Annotated in this window: 13 protein-coding genes and 3 pseudogenes; 14 read left to right on the plus strand and 2 right to left on the minus strand. The window is 44.2% G+C overall.

Annotation, left to right across the window (positions count from 1 at the left end; all coding sequences use genetic code 11):
* Positions 1–66 precede the first annotated feature (66 nt).
* From H581_RS0115875 to H581_RS0115900, 8 genes and pseudogenes are all read left to right on the plus strand, one after another.
* A complete protein-coding gene (locus H581_RS0115875) occupies positions 67–297 on the plus strand; it encodes a ferredoxin (RefSeq protein ID WP_028610876.1) in 231 nt (76 codons plus the stop codon).
* Positions 293–445 (plus strand): annotated as a pseudogene (locus H581_RS39670) (ferredoxin--NADP(+) reductase); the annotation flags it as partial. The gene H581_RS0115875 and the pseudogene H581_RS39670, both read left to right, overlap by 5 nt.
* Before the next feature lie 123 nt (positions 446–568).
* Positions 569–1,726 carry a sulfite reductase subunit alpha gene (locus H581_RS34190; protein ID WP_084134596.1) on the plus strand — a complete coding sequence of 386 codons (1,158 nt, stop codon included), beginning with the start codon at positions 569–571 and terminating at the stop codon, positions 1,724–1,726.
* Positions 1,727–2,076: 350 nt separating this feature from the next.
* The gene (locus H581_RS0115885; protein ID WP_028610877.1) at positions 2,077–4,668 is read left to right on the plus strand and encodes a glycoside hydrolase family 9 protein; all 2,592 of its coding nucleotides are present in this window, start codon (positions 2,077–2,079) and stop codon (positions 4,666–4,668) included.
* A 561-nt stretch (positions 4,669–5,229) separates the two neighbouring features.
* A pseudogene (locus H581_RS34195) lies at positions 5,230–7,346 on the plus strand (catalase).
* Between the two features lie 311 nt (positions 7,347–7,657).
* Positions 7,658–7,974 (plus strand): annotated as a pseudogene (locus tag H581_RS39675) (class I SAM-dependent methyltransferase); the annotation flags it as partial.
* Positions 7,975–8,116: 142 nt separating this feature from the next.
* The gene (locus tag H581_RS0115895) at positions 8,117–8,752 is read left to right on the plus strand and encodes a LysE family translocator (protein WP_028610878.1); all 636 of its coding nucleotides are present in this window, start codon (positions 8,117–8,119) and stop codon (positions 8,750–8,752) included.
* 618 nt (positions 8,753–9,370) lie between these two features.
* Entirely contained in the window at positions 9,371–9,964 is a 594-nt protein-coding gene (locus tag H581_RS0115900) for a chloramphenicol phosphotransferase CPT family protein (RefSeq protein WP_028610879.1), read from the plus strand.
* A gap of 487 nt (positions 9,965–10,451) precedes the next feature.
* Here H581_RS0115900 and H581_RS0115905 read toward each other — a convergent pair whose 3' ends face one another.
* Together H581_RS0115905 and H581_RS0115910 are read right to left on the minus strand one after the other, a co-directional pair.
* The gene (locus tag H581_RS0115905; protein WP_028610880.1) at positions 10,452–11,435 is read right to left on the minus strand and encodes an arsenic resistance protein; all 984 of its coding nucleotides are present in this window, start codon (positions 11,433–11,435) and stop codon (positions 10,452–10,454) included.
* A gap of 15 nt (positions 11,436–11,450) precedes the next feature.
* Entirely contained in the window at positions 11,451–11,846 is a 396-nt protein-coding gene (locus tag H581_RS0115910; RefSeq protein ID WP_028610881.1) for a MerR family transcriptional regulator, read from the minus strand.
* A 332-nt stretch (positions 11,847–12,178) separates the two neighbouring features.
* On the opposite strand from H581_RS0115910, the gene H581_RS34200 reads away from it, so the two are divergent.
* The 6 genes from H581_RS34200 (at position 12,179) to H581_RS36495 (ending at position 19,700) form a co-directional block, all read left to right on the plus strand.
* On the plus strand, positions 12,179–12,532 hold the full coding sequence (locus H581_RS34200) for a hypothetical protein (protein WP_245600047.1): 354 nt from the start codon (positions 12,179–12,181) through the stop codon (positions 12,530–12,532).
* A 26-nt stretch (positions 12,533–12,558) separates the two neighbouring features.
* A complete protein-coding gene (locus tag H581_RS39680; protein WP_425414620.1) occupies positions 12,559–12,897 on the plus strand; it encodes a DoxX family protein in 339 nt (112 codons plus the stop codon).
* 374 nt (positions 12,898–13,271) lie between these two features.
* A complete protein-coding gene (locus tag H581_RS0115920) occupies positions 13,272–13,592 on the plus strand; it encodes an ArsR/SmtB family transcription factor (RefSeq protein ID WP_028610882.1) in 321 nt (106 codons plus the stop codon).
* Between the two features lie 36 nt (positions 13,593–13,628).
* Complete coding sequence (locus H581_RS0115925) at positions 13,629–16,319, plus strand: heavy metal translocating P-type ATPase (protein ID WP_028610883.1); 2,691 nt, start codon at positions 13,629–13,631, stop codon at positions 16,317–16,319.
* Between the two features lie 68 nt (positions 16,320–16,387).
* Positions 16,388–18,283: a copper resistance protein CopC gene (locus H581_RS0115930; protein WP_028610884.1), complete on the plus strand. Its 1,896-nt coding sequence runs from the start codon at positions 16,388–16,390 to the stop codon at positions 18,281–18,283.
* Between the two features lie 535 nt (positions 18,284–18,818).
* The gene (locus H581_RS36495) at positions 18,819–19,700 is read left to right on the plus strand and encodes a GNAT family N-acetyltransferase (protein WP_051250838.1); all 882 of its coding nucleotides are present in this window, start codon (positions 18,819–18,821) and stop codon (positions 19,698–19,700) included.
* Positions 19,701–19,895: the final 195 nt, after the last annotated feature.

Below are 19,895 nucleotides of genomic sequence, written 5' to 3' on the forward strand. Positions count from 1 at the left end.
CTCTTTAATGCAACTCTCAAAAGCCGTAGGCTGAATATAAAGACATATAAAGGAAGGGCAGTAAAAATGAAAAAATATACAATTGTAAATAAAGAAACTTGTATTGCGTGTGGAGCATGTGGAGCTGCTGCACCAACTATTTTTGATTACGATGATGAGGGGATCGCCTTTGTTATTTTAGATAATAATAAAGGAACAGCCATCGTACCTGATGAATACGAAGATGACTTACAAGATGCTTTTGATGGATGTCCAACTGAATCAATTAAAATAGCTGAAGAGTCGTTTGAAGGTTGAAGAATCAGTTGAACAGATTGAAAAGCAAGTAGATGATACATTTAAGATAGCGATAAACCGTGATGTTCATTATTCAAAATCAGTTATTATTTCAGCAGGAAATGGAGCTTTCCATCCTCGAAAACTGGAATTGGAAGATGCAGTACGGAAAATGGCGAATGAACATAGCGTATCATGGATCGCATCATACGATCGAGAGAAGGAGGATGGTAACGAGAAGCTATCATTATCTTCAAACCCTGTGTTATCCTAGTATTTTGGGGGGAAGAATATGCTTGTTACGGAAAATCAGTCGGCAACAACATTCTCAAGAAAAAATCCATTTCACGCGAAGGTTCTTAATAATGTAAATTTAAATGGAGCTGACTCCAATAAAGAAACAAGACATCTCGAGTTATCGTTAAAAGGATCAAGCCTTTCCTACGTCCCGGGAGATGCTCTTGGTATTATCCCGGAGAATGATCCGGAACTGGTGGCTTCTCTGCTTGAAGAAATGAAATGGGACGAAGAAATGTTAGTAACAATTAATAAGGAAGGCGATACACTTCCGTTAAAAGAAGCGCTGACAACCTACTTTGAAATTACACTGCTATCGAAAAAGATTTTACAGCAAGCGGTGGAATTTACCGAGAATGAAGAGTTGCGCAAGCTCTTATTAAATGAAAATGCAAACCAACTGAAAGAATATATCTACGGGCGTGACTTGCTTGATATGCTGCGCGATTTCGGGCCATGGAACGCTTCTGCCCAAGAAATGGTGTCTCTATTAAGAAAATTGACGCCGCGTCTCTATTCAATTGCAAGCAGCATTGCCGCTAATCCCGAGGAAGTGCATCTAACCATCGGTGCTATGCGCTACACGGCTCACGGACGTGAACGTAAAGGCGTTTGTTCGGTTTTAGTTGCCGAACGTCTTAAAGAAGGAGACACGCTTCCCGTATTTATTCAACCTAATAAACACTTCCATTTGCCGGCGTCTCAAGATACAGATATTATTATGGTTGGTCCAGGGACAGGCATTGCACCGTTCCGTTCCTTTATCCAGGAACGTGCGGTAACTAAAGCAACGGGCAGAGCATGGCTATTTTTTGGAGACCAGCATTCGGCATCGGATTTCCTTTATCAAAACGAGTTGGAACAATATCAAAAAGACGGGGTCTTGACAAGAATAGACACTGCGTTCTCCCGTGATACGGCACAAAAAGTTTATGTACAGCACAAAATGCTTGAAAACAGCAAGGATTTGTTTGAATGGCTGGAAAACGGAGCTTGCTTCTATGTTTGCGGAGATAAACAATATATGGCGAAAGATGTCCACAACGCGCTTATCGAAGTTATTGAAAAAGAAGGCGCGATGAGCCGCGAAGCAGCGGAAGCTTATCTCAGTGATATACAAGCTCAAGGACGTTATCAACGTGATGTTTATTAAAATGAATAGGTGTTAACGGCACCGCGAAAAAAAGAGTGACATTCTTTCCACATTAAATGGAGAAAGGTGTCATTCTTTTTTTGCGTGTACTCCCTCGAGGAATTTGACAAGAACATTCCCCCATTCCCGATACGCATCAATTTGGTTACGTAAATATTATTATGTAATCAATTACGAAGGTGAGGATTTCTTGGAGTACTTACCTTAGAGAAACTCTAATTTCCTATTGGAAACTACTCTAATTGTTGGGGTATGAAAGGGTAAGAGGGATGAACTATTATCGATGTGAGCGCTTTATTTAGATATATTTTCTATAGTAAGCGCTTAAATATAATTTGGGAGGTCTCCAAGTGTACAGAATCAAGAGACACAGAAGGAAGAGGTTACTTCCACTAGTACTGTTTATTGTTATCGCTTTCATGACTGCCGTACCTGGTGGTATGACCGCAAGCGCAACAGACACATATTTGCCGCCAGGGGGAACGGAATGGAACAAGTTGCGCGACATTACGATCAACAATTTCGCATGGGAGTTCGGCAGTCAAACAGTAAGTGAAACCTACTTAAATCAGCAGGCATTTCGAATGACCACTTCAGGATGGTGGGCGAGCCATTTCGTTGTAAATGGCTGGCAGACGTTTGACTTCTCATCTTATTACCAGAACGGTACGCTTGAATTCGATGTTGTTGGACAAGCTGGGGGAGAGGGCTTCGTTATTGGTTTTCAAGATGTCGTTCATGAACGACTTGTGAATGGACAGTTTTATAAAGACCAAGACAACAACCCGGATGAGACGAGACAAGACGCTCTTTCCGCCAACGTAAATACTTATGTTCCGGTTACCCGAACATGGACCCACGTATCAATACCGCTCAAAACCATTATTGACAGTAACTCGATTTTCGAGAAGAAGCAGGTTCAACTTTTGAAGCTGGCCGCTGTAAGCGATGTGGCGGCAACCTTTTGGATCGCGAATATGAAGGTCGTATCGCCCGACAAGGAAAAATCCGCCGCTCCAATTAAAGTTAACCAAGAAGGTTATCCGCTCAATGGCGATAAATACGCATTGGTCAGCGGATATTACAATGAGTTATCGGCTGATGTTGGTACTGCTTTTGAGATTAGGCGTCAGTCGGATGGCAGTATTGCGCATTCCGGTACGCTATCGCTTGTGAAAGCTTACGATTCCTTATCCGGGGAGAAAGTTTTTAAAGCAGATTTTTCAGCGCTAAACGAGGCGGGCGATTTCTACGTAACAGTAAATGGAGTAGCCGCACCGTCTGTGCCCTTCACGATTGGAAACGGTGTATATACCGGGTTGCTAAAGGATGTACAGAAGTTCTTTTACTATCAGAGAGCAAATGTAGACCTTGAGGCCACTCACGCTGGAGCATACGCGCGCATTGGAGCACACAAGCAAGACTATAACCTTCCGCTCCAATCAAATCCATCTATTACAAAGGATGTTTCGGGCGGTTGGTGGGATGCCGGCGATACAGGGAAATACGTTACAGCAGGCGCAACCGCTGTGTCCGATCTGTTGTGGGCGTATGAATTCTATCCTGACCGGTTTACCGACGGGCAATTGAACATCCCGGAAAGCGGCAATGGAATTCCGGATTTATTAGATGAGATTAGGTTTGAAACCGATTTCTTTTTGAAAATGCAGCACACAAATGGCGGCTTCTACTCTTACGTGAATCGGGAACCCGCTCCGAACCGATTCATTATGGACGGGGACGGTACCCTGATCCCAACTGCAATGACGGCGAATACGGTAGGGGTCCTCGCGCATGCTTCCGTAGTGTTCAGAAGTGTCCCTGCGCTTCAATCGTATGCCGATGTTCTGCTGGCCTCGGCAAAGAAAGGTTGGACCTATCTGGCGGCCTATCCGCAGGTGATAGCCCAACCCTCTGGACCGTATAATGATAACGATGACAAAAATGATCGCTTCTACGCGGCTGCAGCGTTATATAGAGCAACCGGTGAACCGCAGTACGGCGACTACGTGAAGGCAAACTATACGGCTTTCGGAAATATCTTTTCGAATGCGACCTTCTCCCACGGTATAAACGGGATGGAGATGATCGGTTTTTATCATTATTTGAGCGCAAGCGCTCCTGATGCTACCGTGAAGTCGTGGTTCACGACGAATTTTACGAACTGGAAGAATAATGTCCTTAACACGACTGTGAACGCGGTATGGGGCAATTCTACAAATGATGGGTTTTACTGGGGGGCCAACTCGAACGTTGCCAGTATGCCAATGAGTTTTGCGATTGGCAGCAGGGTTACAGGCCAATATGATGCTCAAACAGTCAAGAAACTCGCGCAGAGTAACCTCAACTACTTGCTTGGCGTTAACCCCCTGCAGTTGAGTTACATTACTGGTTACGGCGAGAACCGCATTCAAAAGACGCATCATGAGATTTTCATGAGAGACTTCATCATCGATATGCCGTCTGGTTACATGGTTGGTGGTCCGAACAACTGGCAAGCGAAATTCCCTGCAAAAGCCTACAATCATTCGACGGTAGACTGGGAAACGAATGAACAAGCGTTAAATTACAACTCACCGTTAATTTTCCTGGCGGCCACCTTAGCCGACCAAGCAACAACACCAGCACCAGCATTGGTGACGGTACAGACAATAACTCTTGATAAAACAAGCGGAACGGTGAAGGTAGGAAGTCGGTTAACCGTTAAGGCTACTGTAGGACCAGCCAATGCAACGGACAAAACGCTAACCGCCGTTCCCAAGAATCCCGGAATCGCGAAAGTTGAGAATGTTGTTTATAGCAATGCTACAGGCGAGACGACATTCGATATTGTTGGGGTCAGTAACGGCAGTGGCAAAAACAGCACATTGTCCACATCTATCACTGTAACTTCCAGCGATACAAAGGCGTCCGCGACCTTTACCGTTACTGTAACAAGGTAAGACCGAGGGGTCACTATGTGTTGGGTGATACGATCATTTACTCATAAAAAGCCGCGTAAATCGCGGTTTTTTTGTTTTATGTGTCAAAATCTATTGACACTAATGCCCCCTGTTCTTAGAATCTGACACAATATGGCCTTAAAAATACGCGAATAACGAAACGAGACCCGCTATCTTTAGTAAAAGTTACTTTGAGTTAAAAAACATACAAGGACCAAGCTACTTTCTATTCCCAGATTCCAATTAGAACGTCCATTGAATTGAACTCAACGTAAAAAAAAGGACGCCTATCAATTAGGCGCCATACCCTTCCTTACGTTCAGCAATTGATCTTTACAAGCAAACGCATGTTGATCGCTCAGAAACTTCGGGCTTGTGAAGTATCGATAAATAAAATTCGGTATCCCTTGCCAAGCTTTTTTTAAACCCCGTCCGGGTTAGCGTAAATCGTTTAACGGTACCTTCGGTTGGGGATAATGGTGGGAGTCCTGGGGATTGCATGGTTGGAAAAAACGAGAACGCATGACGCATTGTTTAGTCATAATTAAGGGGGAACAGTCCATGGATCAACAGCAGCAGAATGAAACGAAGAAGCAGCAGCAGTTGAACGATTATCGCGTGGATCACAAAGCGCAGCCGCTTACGACCGATCAAGGAGTTCGCGTAACCAACACCGATGATTCGCTTAAGGCGGGCGGGCGGGGACCGACCTTGATGGAGGATTTCCATTTTCGCGAGAAAATGACCCACTTCGATCATGAGCGCATTCCGGAGCGTGTCGTTCATGCGCGTGGATTTGGCGTACACGGGTACTTTCAGTCCTATGAACCGGTTGCGGAGTACACGATGGCCAAATTTCTGCAAGACCCGTCCGTGAAGACGCCGGTCTTCGTACGTTTCTCCACTGTAGTCGGCTCGCGCGGTTCTGCCGATACTGCCCGCGATGTGCGGGGATTTGCAACAAAGTTCTATACCGAAGACGGCAACTACGATCTTGTCGCCAATAATATTCCTGTTTTCTTCATTCAGGATGCGATCAAGTTCCCCGATGTCGTTCATGCCATTAAGCCGGAACCGCACAACGAAATTCCTCAAGCGTCTGCGGCGCATGACACCTTCTGGGACTTTGTCGTCAGCAACACGGAGACCGCGCATATGATCATGTGGCTGCTCTCCGACAGAGCAATCCCGCGAAGCTTCCGCATGATGGAAGGCTTCGGCGTCAATACCTTCGCTTGGTTAACGCCCAAGGAAAAGCCCGCTTCGTCAAATTCCATTGGAAGCCTTTGCTCGGCGTGCATTCCCTCGTTTGGGACGAGGCGCAGAAGCTGGCCGGCAAAGATCCCGACGTCCATCGGCGCGATTTGTATGATGCGATCAATGAAGGGGAGTACCCCGAATTTGAGCTTGGCGTTCAGTTGCTCGATGAAGAAGATGAGTTCAGTTTCGACTTTGATATCCTTGATCCGACGAAGATCTGGCCGGAGGAAGCGATCCCCGTAAAGAAGATCGGCAAGATGACGTTGAACCGCAATGTGGACAACTTCTTCGCCGAAACGGAGCAAGTTGCCTTCCATCCGGGAAATGTCGTACCCGGGGTCGATTTCAGCAACGACCCGCTGCTGCAAGGGCGGTTGTTCTCCTATCTGGATACGCAGCTTATCCGCCTTGGCGGTCCAAACTTCCATGAGATCCCGATCAATAAAGCGGTCGCCCCTGTACATAACAATCAGCGCGACGGGTTTCATCGCATGACAATCGATCGCGGGACTACAAGTTATTCGCCGAATTCCATTCAGGGGAACTCACCTCATCCAACGCCGGACGGGTATGCCCACTACGCGGAGAAAGTTGAGGGACGCAAAGTCCGCGAACGGAGCCAGAGCTTCAGCGACCATTTCAGTCAGGCGACACTTTTCTGGAACAGTATGTCAGCTATTGAAAAACAGCACATCATTGATGCCTTCCACTTTGAGGTCGGCAATGTGATGAACAAGGATATTCGGCAGCGGGTGGTGGACATGTTCAACAATGTCGATAACCAACTGGCGGTGCAAATCGCTCAAGGCATCGGCGCTACCCCGCCGGCTGCCTCAGGCAAACCGCCTGTATCCGCCGCATCTCCGGCTGTAAGCCAAATGAACACTCCAAAGACGGCTCGTACCCGGAAGGTCGCTATTTTGCTTGATAACGGGTTTAACCATAACGAGTTGACGCAGCTGATGGCGGCTTTGAAGCACGCCGGGGTCAAAGCGGATATCATAAACAAAAATCTCGGGATGATAACAGGCGACGACGGACAGCAAATCGAGGCGAATAAAAACTACAGCACCGCCGGATCGGTCCATTATGATGCGGTCTACGTCGCCGGAGGCAAGAAAAGTGCGGACGCTTTAAAGATGCAGGGAGATGCAATACATTTTGTCAATGAGGCCTTCAAGCACGCCAAGACGATCGGGGCCACGAGCGAAGGCATCGATCTGCTGGCGGCTTCTCAAATTTCGGGTGTGACTACTGCCGGTCCGAGTATGGAAGCGCAGCTGTTCAACGAATTGGGGGTTGTAACCATCCGCAATACGATGGATCTCGAAGCATTCAGCCAAGCGTTCATAGGCGGTATAGCGCAGCACCGGCACTGGGAACGCGAACTGCAAAAGAAGGGACAGATTCCCGGCTGAAGCCGGGATCTCCTGGTTAACTAACTCGGTCCATGTCCCTCTCGTTTCCGTTTTAACGAGTTCATCAATTTGGGCAATTTCAAGCTTTAGTTCTTGTAAAGGGACCGTTTTACTTGTTCAGGAGCGATATCCTGAGCGATAGATAGCTGAGCTTGTTCCACCAACGCTCTAGCATAGGATATACTCGCTCTATGTTTCATATGAGGTTTCCACCGCGCATAGACCTCCTCTGCCGACAGGTTCCTCGGTTCGGAAGGCAGTGGGAATAGCCTAAGCGTAACCAGGGAGGTCTTTCTATGTAGCATTATAGAGTGCTTGTCTTACAAGATTTTCACCCAGTAACAACGAAGCTAATCTCATCACGAGGCACAACGGCCAATATCCGAAAGCATAAGGTAACAGGTGATTACTTCGATACTGCGATAGAGGAAAAAGAAATTCCCTTCTCAAAATTTGTGAATGTTCGCAATGATATGTGCAGAAAGTCCCTTTACGAAATTGGACCCTCGGGAAGATCGTTACATCTATAGCAAGCAACAGGCTTCTTGAAGAACTGCCTAACCAATCTTCAGATGTCTTCGATAAAGGCATCCCCAAAACATTTAGCATTCTTACAGAAAAGTTGTAGCACCAGGTTGTTTTAAATCTGCCGGTAAGCACCGGCAGATTTTTGACGTTCGGGCACGAAAAAGGAGCCAGTGCATATCATAATATTTCATTGAAATTCTTTTAATGTATAAAGTAAAATGTATATAGGAGGGGTTCTAAATATGTACGGTATAATTAATTTTGAAGTATTTTTAGTAACAGCTATTCTGTTGAATTTAACTCCTGGTACAGATACGATGTATATAGTAAGTAGAAGTATTTCACAAGGCAGAATAGCTGGGATTTATTCGGCCCTTGGAATTTCTGCTGGTATAGTTGTTCATACATTACTTGCTGCCTTTGGATTATCGGTTATTTTAATGCAATCGGCTTTTTTATTTAACGTGATTAAGATTATAGGAGCTATTTATCTAGCTTATCTAGGTATTAAGATGTTACTGGCAAAAAAGACAGCAAAAGCGCAGAAATCTTTACCAAAGCAAAACAATAAAAAAATATTCTTACAAGGTATGATAACGAATGTTACAAACCCGAAAGTTGCTTTATTCTTCTTAGCATTTCTTCCTCAATTTATTCATACTGATGCGAGTGTTACCATTCCGATTCCTTTTATTATCTTAGGTCTTACGTTTACTTTGACTGGGGGAATCTGGTGTATATTCACAGCTTATTTTTCTTCTATGGCTTCTAAAAAACTAAGAGAGAATTCAAAAGTTGAAACGGTTTTAAATAAGCTAACAGGAATTATTTTTATTGCGATGGGAATAAAATTACTTAATACAAAAGCTACGCAATAATGTTTTTTCAATTTAGCGGAATTAATAAAATACAAACGAGCAGGCATTACTACAGGTGAGAAAATGGCGGGAAGTTAACGGAGACGTTAGTTCAATTACGCAGAACACCACGTTGAAACATGTAACGGTTCCTGAGAAACAATATTATAGCAATAATGACACAAAACAACCCCAATTTGATTTGGGGTTGTTTTGTGTCATTGAACAATCCTAAATCTTTGTAAATCTCTCTGCGTATGAGGATATGGTAAACAATCGTCAGCAAGTGTGTAGCGACATGAATATACTTGAATTGAAAAGCCCACGATACAGCCATTTTCGAACTTATTGACGTATATTCTTGTTTCAGGTCTTGGACATGAATATACGTCAATAATTGTTTTGCGACAGGAAAAAACTTGTATAATAAACAGTGAATAGAGTTCACGGGAGGATAGTTTTAATAATTTTGTAGTCCAACAAGGTAAAGGGTGGTAATTTATCGCTAATGTGAACAAATTGGGAGTGAAGACGATGGAACACTTTTTATTTAATCTGAGTTGGATAATTTTATGAACTTTGTGAATTTAACGTTATCTGAAAGATACGCAATGATTATTTTTTGAAGGGATGATTAAATTGAAGCAAGGGATATTAGTTTTTCTAAATGGAACTTCAAGTTCCGGAAAGACCTTCATATCGACTGAACTGATAAATCAGAAAGAAATTCTTTTTTATCATTTATCAATTGATGATTTTTTTAATAATTACAATGATTTTATTAATAATAAATTTCCAGATGAACCTACAAGAGAAATAGATCATCAAGTTGTCTCACAAATACTTGATGATTCCATATTCTCAGTGTACCATTCGACAATTAAATTGTTATCAGAAATGGGTTTTAATGTAATAGTAGATACCGTAATCGACAATGACAAGAGGTTTAATGAGTTTCGTGATCAATTTTTCGATCAGCCTACGTTATTTATAGGTGTAATATGCTCGAAAGAAGAACTCATAAGAAGAGAGCAAACAAGAGGAGATAGACACATTGGACTAGCAGCTTCACAGTTTAGCAAAGTATATTGCTTTGATGAATATGACCTCGAAGTAAATACGGAAGAGATGAATCCAACAGAATGTGCCGAACAGATATTAAGTTTTATTAAGTCCAATAAGGAATACTCGGTATTTAAGAAATTACGTAAAAGAAATGTTAGTGTTTCCTAGATGGCGTATCCATCAGATAACACCATATTCAAAACAACCCCCCAATCAAATCATTTGATTGGGGGTTGTTTTGTTTCATTGAACAATCCTTGGAGGTTTTAGAACTTATTATTTGATGATCGAAAATACATAGCATATATTGTGTAACAATATATGATAAACCAATGGCTGAAAGGGATTAAACCGAGTTAGTGACAAATGTACAAAAACTTTATTTTCTTCGGACAGTATGGTTGTTGCTCATTCATGCTATGCGATATTTTCGTTTGTCGGTGGAGGTCTGGCGCTTTTACTTATACCCGTGGTTATGTGCTCTCGAAGTAAATCAGATTCACAAAAGAGCTCACTAAATTAGGAACGTTAGCTGAATAAGACCCTTCAGCAGCTGGCCATTACGATCGGCTGCTTTTTCATTGAAGGAACCGGATAGCGTGGAAATGCAAAGGAGCCTCCACTCAAGTTGGGGGCTCCTTTGCTTATTCAGAACTTAATGATTAACTTTGTCACGTAGAACCACATTAGGAACAAATCGAACATAGATAAGTTCTCCAGCAAGCTCGACAATGGTTTGCGTCACAATAATAGCAGCGACTAGTGTGCTCCAGTTTTCAGGTAAAGCTAGAGCAAGCGGAAGAACCACAAGGGAATTACGTGTTCCTGAACTAAATATAACAGCTCGTCCTGACCTAATATCTAGTCTAAACCATTTTACGATAAAGCGAGTAATGAACGGCATGATGAGCATGAATGCGATATAAATAGGAAAAACTTTGATAATTAGATCCCAGTAGACGGATAACTTGCTAATTTGCGATGAAACAACAATAAAAAGCGTTAGCGCCATCAACGGAACAGGAATCCATGCCGAGGCATCTAAAATGACTTGAGCACTACGACGACTTTTATTAGAAAACAGTTGTAATCCTATAGCCAGAAGAAGTGGCAACACGATGATGATAAGAAAAGCTTCTATAAAAGGTCCCGGATTCACAACTTCAGAAGCTTTTTTGCCCATGAACATCCACAGATAAACAGGTAATAAGATCATTTGCGTCACAAAAAGTATAGGTGTTGAAAGGAGCATAGCTTTTTCATTTCCACGGCCTAGATGAGTAAAAACAATCACATAATCAATGCATGGTGCCAGTAAAACAAGATATACACCCAGTAATACAGGAGACTGTTGAGGCAGGAACTGAGATAACAGCCAGACGACAATCGGTACCGCAATATAATTGGCGGATAGAATGGCCAAGATAAACCGTCGATTTCCAAGTGATTCCTTTATAGATGTAAAGGGAATCTGTGTAAACATGCCAAACATTAAAACAGCGATGATGATAGAAATTAAGATGTGATTATCTAATGTCGTCATTAGATTAGTGGCTAATAAGCCAAGCACGGCTGCTAGCACTAATATCGCGACATAAAGCAAAATCTGATTTTGCTCAAGTTTCTCCCGGGATATCATTTCGTCATCTCTCCTCTAACACGAGCCTTCATTTTCTATTTTATCCTTGCACTCCGACCAAGTAAGGCATTTGCAGCTCAAGCCGCTGTCTAGGATCTGTATCATCGAATTTAGCTGTCTTTTTCGCTCTTCAAGTTCGGAGCGTTTTTGCCTAGCCATCTGCTCCCACCGATTTGATAATGATTCCCCTGGTTCAAAGCCTTCTAGTAAAATTGAAATTTCCTGAATGCTAAATCCTGTTTGCTGTGCGACTTTAATAAAATGGATACGATCTAAAAGTCCCTCGTCATATCGGCGTTGACCATTTTTACGCTCAGGAGCAGGTAGAAGCCCAACGGATTCATAATAACGCAGCGTAGATGCGTTAATTTTTGCTTTTGCCGCGAGTTGACCAATACTCAGTTCAGCCATAAAAATCCCCCTTGACTTCAAGTTAGCTTTAAGTTTTATGATTGGATTATAACTTGATTGGGAAGGTGATGTAAATGAAAAAAGGGAGTTGGCTGGCTGGTCTTGGACTATTAGGGGCATGCGCTTTGTGTTGCACACTGCCGCTTGTTGGAGGTCTAGCTGTTCTAGGGGTATCCTCTTTCTTTTTGAATCCATTTGTCATTGCGGGTACTGCGATTCTATTTGTGATAGCAGGCATCGTGATTTATCAAAGACGGAAAGCAAATGGATCATCTTGCATGACAACAGGATGCGGGTGCAATTCCTGTAAAACGAAAGGAGCATAATAAGATATGGAAAAGGAAATACCAGTGGCTTGCTGTCACAGCGTTTTTACGACTGAACAGCGCGTGGAGTATAAAAGCATTTGGGGAGAGCTTGAAACAAGAAGGCTCGGCATCACAGAGCTTGAAAACGGGTACCAATATGACTTCCCTGGAGACGCGGAAACGCTGCGGCTTATCAATGAATGGGTAAGCATGGAGCGCAAATGCTGCCCATTTCTAACGTTTTCGGTCATTGCAAGCAACACAGACGAGCCAGTTTTGCTTCAGCTAACAGGAAATAAAGAAGCAAAAGCATTCTTGAGAACCGATATTGAAACAAATATAAACATTATAATCGGCAAATCACAGGAGAAACAATGAAACCAACCGTATACTAGATAAGCACCATATTAGCTGCAGGACTTTTATTTATCGGCGGCATTCTTTTCATCAAGCAGGGAGAGCACCAAATAGAGGAAATGAAACATCTTGGGTATCCGGTCTACATTTTAACGTTTCTTGGGATTGGAAGAATCCTGGGTTCTGTCGCAATCGTCATACCGCGATTTCCACGCCTGAAAGAATGGGCTTATGCGGGCTTTGTCATTGACCTTATCGCCTCTTCGGCATCTCATGCCTACGCAGGGGACAGCCTCGTTCAGATTGGATCACCATTAATATTTCTTGTACTGATTATCGTATCTTGGGCACTGCGTCCACCGAGTCGTATACTAAAATCTCAGTAGTGCAATCGTCGGGAACGATAGTTCAGGGATCGATCCAGGGAGCAGTTAGCCGCAGCACAGCTGCTTTTTTTGTCGTTAAGACCCTTGTATGTATTATCGGCTATTTGAGAATCATAGGTGAAGAGGTTATTTGTTGTGGAAGGCCATTGAGCAACGGGTAACGTTAGCAAATATCAGCGACAGTAAAGGACATTGTTTCACGTCCTTAGCTGTCGCTGTTTTTATTTCTAAGGTCTAAGAGAGAACATGTAACTTAATAATATATGAACAGTTAATCATATATTTCATTAATCCATTGACACATACATTAGATATTGCTAATATGCTATTCATATTAGAAAATGCTGATATGAATAATTCGGAGGTGTCCCTAAATGGAACTGCACACGTGCGACGTTAAAGCAAAATTCATGCGTGGATTCAGTGATAAAACGAGACTTCAAATTCTCGAATGCATTAAACGGGAAGAAAAAACAGTGACGCAGCTTGTTGAGGAACTCAAGGGGAATCAGTCCAACATCTCTCAGCATCTAGCTTGTCTCAAGGGATGCGGCATCATAGTCGCCCGACAAGAAGGGAAATATATGTACTATAGCTTACGAAACGAACAGATCAAGCAGCTTCTTGACGTTATGGATACTGTGTTCCGGCAGGTCGAGGCAGAGGTCGAGGCTTGCGAAAAAATGATGAATTAGTTATCTACGAGAAAAGATGAGCGGAGGGATCGGATTATGAGCGACGATACCGATAAAGAACGCAGCTCCTGCTGTTCGTCATCAAATCAAGAGGCGACACCAAAGTCGGCCTTCAAAAAAAGCCTGAACGTCATCGACGTAAAAACAACTGCTGATTCCAGTTGTACGGATGCTTGCTGCCAGAATTCAGCTGACAGTCAAGAATTAGAGGAGAAGGATGAATCCAAAACGACGAGATCTAATGGCACTAGCAGCTCCTGCTGCTCGTCATCAAATCAAGCGACACCAAATACGGCCTTCAAGAAGAGCTTAAACGTCATCGCCGTAAATTCGACACCGGCTTCTAGCTGTACGGATGCTTGCTGCCAAGACGTTCCCGATAACAGGGAAGAAGAAATCAAGGATACCGCCGAGGCAACCGGTCATAAAAGCGAATATGCCGTATACGGAATGGATTGTTCGGCTTGCGCGGTTACGATTGAGAAGGCGGTTAAAAATGAACCCGGCATCTCAAGTGTCCAGGTCAATTATAGCAGCGGTAAAATGCGGGTTGTAACGTCAGAACCCTCCGCGCTGGATCAGCTTCCCGATATGGTTAAAAAACTGGGCTACACGCTAGAAAAAATAGAACAACAGGGGAACGCTCGAACGTACAACATCGAAGGCATGGACTGCAGCTCCTGCGCATTAACGATAGAAAACCATTTGAAAGACCAAGCAGCCGTCAGAAACGTAAACGTCAATTTCTCGACGGGGAGAATGACTATCGAGCACGACAACTCCGTCGATGACATCATCAAAGAAGTGTCGAAAGCCGGCTATAAAGCTTCGCTTGTGACAACTAGGCGTTCCGTTGAAACGAAAACGGATCGATCCGGCATGAATGCCCTTATTCTATCGGGCGTGTTGCTGCTTTCCGGATTTATCGGTTCTTATACCGCTATGTCTCCCGTTCTTATCACTGTCCTCTATGCGATGGCTATTGTGATCAGTGGACATAAGCCTGCCAAAAGCGCCTTCTTCGCCGTCAAAAGCCGGTCGCTGGACATGAACGTCCTGATGACTGCGGCCGTGCTTGGGGCTGCGGCGATCGGCGAATGGTTCGAAGGAGCGACCGTTGTCTGGTTGTTTGCGTTAGGCAACGTCTTGCAATCGAGATCTATCGAAAAAACAAGAAATTCCATACGCAGTCTAATCGATCTGGCTCCTCCCGAAGCTTGGGTGAAAAGAGGTCAGGAGCTCATTAGACGGCCCGTAGAAGAAGTTTCGGTCGGCGATGTCATTGTTGTCAAACCAGGCGACAAAATACCGCTCGACGGCGAGGTCATCAGTGGCGAATCCAGCGTCAATCAGGCGCCGATTACAGGAGAATCCATCCCTGTCGACAAGGAACCCGGCGATGGGGTTTACGCCGGGACGATCAATGAACAGGGTTCGCTTGAAATTAAGGTTACCAAGCTGGTGCAAGATACGACCATCTCCAAAATCATTCATCTGGTAGAGGAAGCCCAAGAGCAGAAAGCGCCAACTGAAGCTTTCGTCGATAAATTCGCGCGCATCTATACACCGATCGTTTTCCTATTTGCGCTTGTCGTGATGGTGATTCCACCACTTGTCGGATTCGGCACGTGGGGAGAATGGTTCTATAAAGGATTGGAATTGCTTGTCGTGGCATGCCCATGTGCGCTTGTCATCTCAACTCCTGTGGCCATCGTTTCGGCTATCGGGAATGCGGCGAGAAACGGCGTCCTTATCAAAGGCGGCGCATTCCTAGAGATTGCTGGCAAAGTATCGGCCGTTGCTTTCGACAAAACCGGTACCTTGACGGAAGGAAGACCAAAGGTATCGCAGTTCATTCCTTACGGTGCAACAGAGGTTGAGCTATTGTCAATCGCGAAGACGCTGGAGGAGTACTCTTCGCATCCGATCGCGAAGGCGGTTGTCGAATATGTCAATGATACGGGAGTAAAAGCGAGAGAAGGCGACACGTATAGAAACATCGTCGGAAAAGGCGTTAGCGCAAAAATCGGCGGTCAAGAATACTTCGCTGGTAACCTGAAATTATTCCTAGAGCTAAGCACCGATCTCGAAGGCGCGAACGAAAGGATCTTGTCGCTACAGCAAGAAGGGCATACGATGGTCATCGTCGGAACCAGGGAGAAGCTCCTCGGCATCATTGCTGTAGCAGATGCCGTAAGGGATACATCGGTCAAGGCCCTTACGGCCCTCCGTAACGCCGGGGTGCGTCAGGTCGTCATGCTGACCGGCGACAATGAAGGAACGGCAAAGAAAGTGGCTGCGCAAACCGGAGTAAACCGCTATTTCGCCGAATTGCTGCCGGAAGATAAAGTGTCCTCTATCAAGCAACTGCAAGGAGAAGGCTCCGTAGTGGCCATGGTAGGAGACGGCATAAATGATGCGCCGGCGCTCGCAACCGCGGATCTGGGCATCGCGATGGGCGGAGCCGGCACCGATACCGCCATGGAGACGGCCGACATCGTGTTAATGGCGGATAATTTGGAGAAGCTGCCTCACACGGTTAAGCTCAGCCGGAAGGCGATGCGCATTATTAAGCAAAACATCTGGTTCTCGCTTATCGTGAAAGCTGCGGCGCTGATCCTCATTTTCCCCGATGTGCTGACGTTGTGGATCGCGGTCATCAGCGACACGGGGGCGGCGCTAATCGTTATTTTAAACAGCATGCGGTTATTAAGAGTTAGAAGTTAGATGAAGAGGAGAAAACGAAGGGAAGCCTTCGTTTTTTCCTTGAATAAAACTAAATTGGAGGCTCCGAATTGAAACGGTTGGCACTCATCTTTTTTTTACTTGCTATTATGATTCCTCTGACGCAAGTTGACGCCCATTCTCCAATCGAAAAGCGTTTCCCGAATGTGAACGCGGTGATGGAAACCTCGCCTGAGCAGGTCGAGCTTTTATTTGAGGATCCCGTGCAAATACATAGGAGTTCCGTTATCGTTCGAAACGAAAAGGAAGAGGAAGTCCAGGTTGGAAAAGCGCAGCTGGATCCTGATAATAATCGCCGCATATTCGTTGCAATGCAACAAAATCTCCCGTCCGGCAAATATACGGTAGACATTGATGTCGTGGCCATGGACGGACATGCCCTGAAAGAGAAGTATACGTTCGAGGTCAAAGTCGTTACGGCAACCCCGGAAGAACGGTTCCAAAACCTGCAGTTAGTACGTACGACTCCCGAGGATGGAACAATCGTGCAGGGCACTCCGACCCGAATCGAAGTATGGTATAACGAAGACGTCGACGAGATGCCTTATTTCGGTCTGCTGAATGATAAACAACAGATGCTTGACACAGCCAAGCCAACCGTTGATCCTGACGAACCCAAACACTACGTGCTTGAATTGGATCAAGAGCTGGACAGCGGTACCTATGCGATTCATTTTTACCCTCGTATCGGGGATAGAACGACAGTAAATATCGTTTATTTTGCAGTCGATGAGTTCACATCCATTACCGGCCATCGGGAATTCTCTTATGATGAACTGTGGGATCAGCTTGGACTACTTCAGTGGGCGCATTGGCTTTCTTACTTCGGGCTGCTAACGCTGACAGGGGGGGCGTTATTCCGGCAATTGCTCGGTAACAACAATCTAGGCGAAGAGAAGCGTTGGGTGCGGTTCGCCTATACGATGTATGGTCTGAGCGTAATCGCGATCGTAATGGTATTGGTTATGTATAGAGTTGGTTACTCGCAGGTCGTATTTAATGATTTTATTAATTTCAATTTTGTGTGGATCACCATGATCCAGCTCCTTACGGTATGCATCAGCATCATGATTAAAAAATTGCGACTGGTTTTGTTGTCGATATCCGTTCTTTGCGAAGCACTTATCGGCCACTCCGTCGATCCGGCTTATGGAGGCGCTTGGGCGGTAGGGGCCGACCTTATCCATCTTCTTGCTTCTGCCGTTTGGATCGGCGGACTATCGGCTTTATTGATCCGTATGCCGAACCACAATGGGAAGGAGTGGCTGCAGCATGCCGGCCGACTTTTCTCAAAGTGGGCGCTTGTTAGCTATTTGGCAATAGGCTTGTCCGGAATCATCATGACAATCAATTACGTCCCGGCTTTTAGCACTCAAAGTCTTCTTACAAGCTATTGGGGACAGGTGCTCATTTTCAAGGTCTTGTTATTCCTTGCGATTCTATTGTTCGCGGTATGGCAACGTAGGTTATTAAAGAAAGTGGCCGAAACGATGGCTGTTCGATTCAAGAGAAACGTAAGGATAGAAATCATTATCGCAGTCTTGATATTGCTAGGTGCTGGTTTTCTTGTAGATTTATCTCCCAAAGAAGCAGTCCAAAACATTGAACCTGCATCTCAAACCAAAGAGGGGATTACAGCTTCCGTTCAAATCTACCCGTTCAAGGTTGGCGCAAACGACGTAACCATACAATTAAATGATGATACGGATATTGCACACGTACGGGCTAAGTTTTCTACAAATCTCGGCGGCGCAGTCGAAAACAATGCGTTCAAACTGGGAGATGGTTTTTACAAGATTACCGGGAATATCTTTCATGGAGCCGGAACGGTGAAGATGGAGCTTCAAGCGATCAAGAGCAATGGTGAGAGGTTGATATACCCGCCGTTCACGATACAAATGCCGGGATTCATGCCGAATGACATCGAAATTGAGAATGAGGGCTGATCATTAATGGGAGGGCGGCATGACCGAGGAAGATATAAATATACGTGTAGAACGGTTGTTTAGTTCTAGTGAATGAGGAGAAGGAAAAGCAGGGAAGATGTCCCCTAGAACGGTTATTAAAAAGGGGTTCTAGGGGATCCATTATCTAAACCTTCCAGCTATGATCCTTGCCGAGTGACCATATTACGTTGAATGACTTCATATTGTCGCTTTTGACCGTCGGCAAACGTGATAGATTCACTATCAGCATCTGTAACTCTAGATTGTGACACAATCCATAGAAATACATACAGCTCTAAGGTTCGATTTGTTAGAATAATCTTGATCAGCATTGCTTTTCATAATTTTTCAGTAGGGGGGAAGTGTGGTACTTCCATTTTACCATTTTTCCGCTGCGGTGCATTTTTGTTTTCATCCGTTTTATGAGCTTTTTGAACAGGCTCTTTAAGAATAAGAAAAACCCTAAAGCATATTATGTATGTAAAAATTAAAAAGATAATTACAAATACCAAGAAGAATCGAGGAGATTAAATAAATGAATAAACCCGTCATTCGAGTTTATAAAGATTCAAGTGATTTAAAACGTATGCAGAAACTCACACAAGCTATTTGGTCACTAGAATCTAATTTTCATATTGGCGATTTAGCTTGGCAACGCTATCGACACCTTGGGCTTGAGGATGATTGGATTACTGCAATTTGGGAAATGGATGGTAAACCAGTGGCTTGGGGATGGATTAGACTACCTGGCAGTTTAACATTTCAAGTTGCCCCGAATTATTCTGAATTATCCAAGGATGTCATTGATTGGTTTGAAAAAATGACCGAAACCAATGAACAAAGGGTAACTGTCCTAGAAACTGAGTCTCATCTTATTTCAGCCTTAGAAGATTCTTTATTCAACCCAGTAGAAGAAGCTCCTGAAGTCCTCACAAAAATTTCATTGGATAGCTGTCCTTTCCCTGTTAAATTGCCAGATAAGTTTAAAGCTCAACATATCAAGGGCTCTGAGGATTTAAAGAAACGAGTGGCAGTACATAGGGCTGCATTTCAATCATTAAGAGTTACAGAAGAAAGTTACTTGAATGTTATGAATGCCTATCCTTACGATTCATCTCTTGATTGGGTAATAGAATCCCCAAATGGCGAGTTAGTAGCATTTTGTTTAATTTGGTTTGATGAAGTTAACAGGGTTGGATTACTGGAACCTGTGGGAACGGATCCGAGATATTGGAGAATGGGGTTAGCTAGCTCCGTTTGTAAGCTTGCTCTCAATGCGTTGAGTGAAAAAGGAGCAAAAACTGCAATTGTTGTTTGTACTTCCACGGATACCTATGAATTTTACAAGTCTATTGGGTTTGAACGATTTGCTCAAACAAAATCATTTCATCGTCTTAAAAATACAAATAATAATTGATCTATAATTAATAGTTGGAGCCGTCTTCTTGAGGAAACGCCCCCTATAGTTTATTAAACTTCGCTTCTTCAACTATAGGGTAGCTTGAGTTTAAGAGGAGTAGGATATTTCTCTTTACGCTGCACGCCGCAGGTGGATCCGGATCGGAGTACGTCTTCTCGCAGGCGCACTTGTTCTGATCCGGGCAAGCGCAGC

The sequence above is a fragment of the Paenibacillus harenae DSM 16969 genome (assembly GCF_000422465.1).
Classification (GTDB): domain Bacteria; phylum Bacillota; class Bacilli; order Paenibacillales; family Paenibacillaceae; genus Pristimantibacillus; species Pristimantibacillus harenae.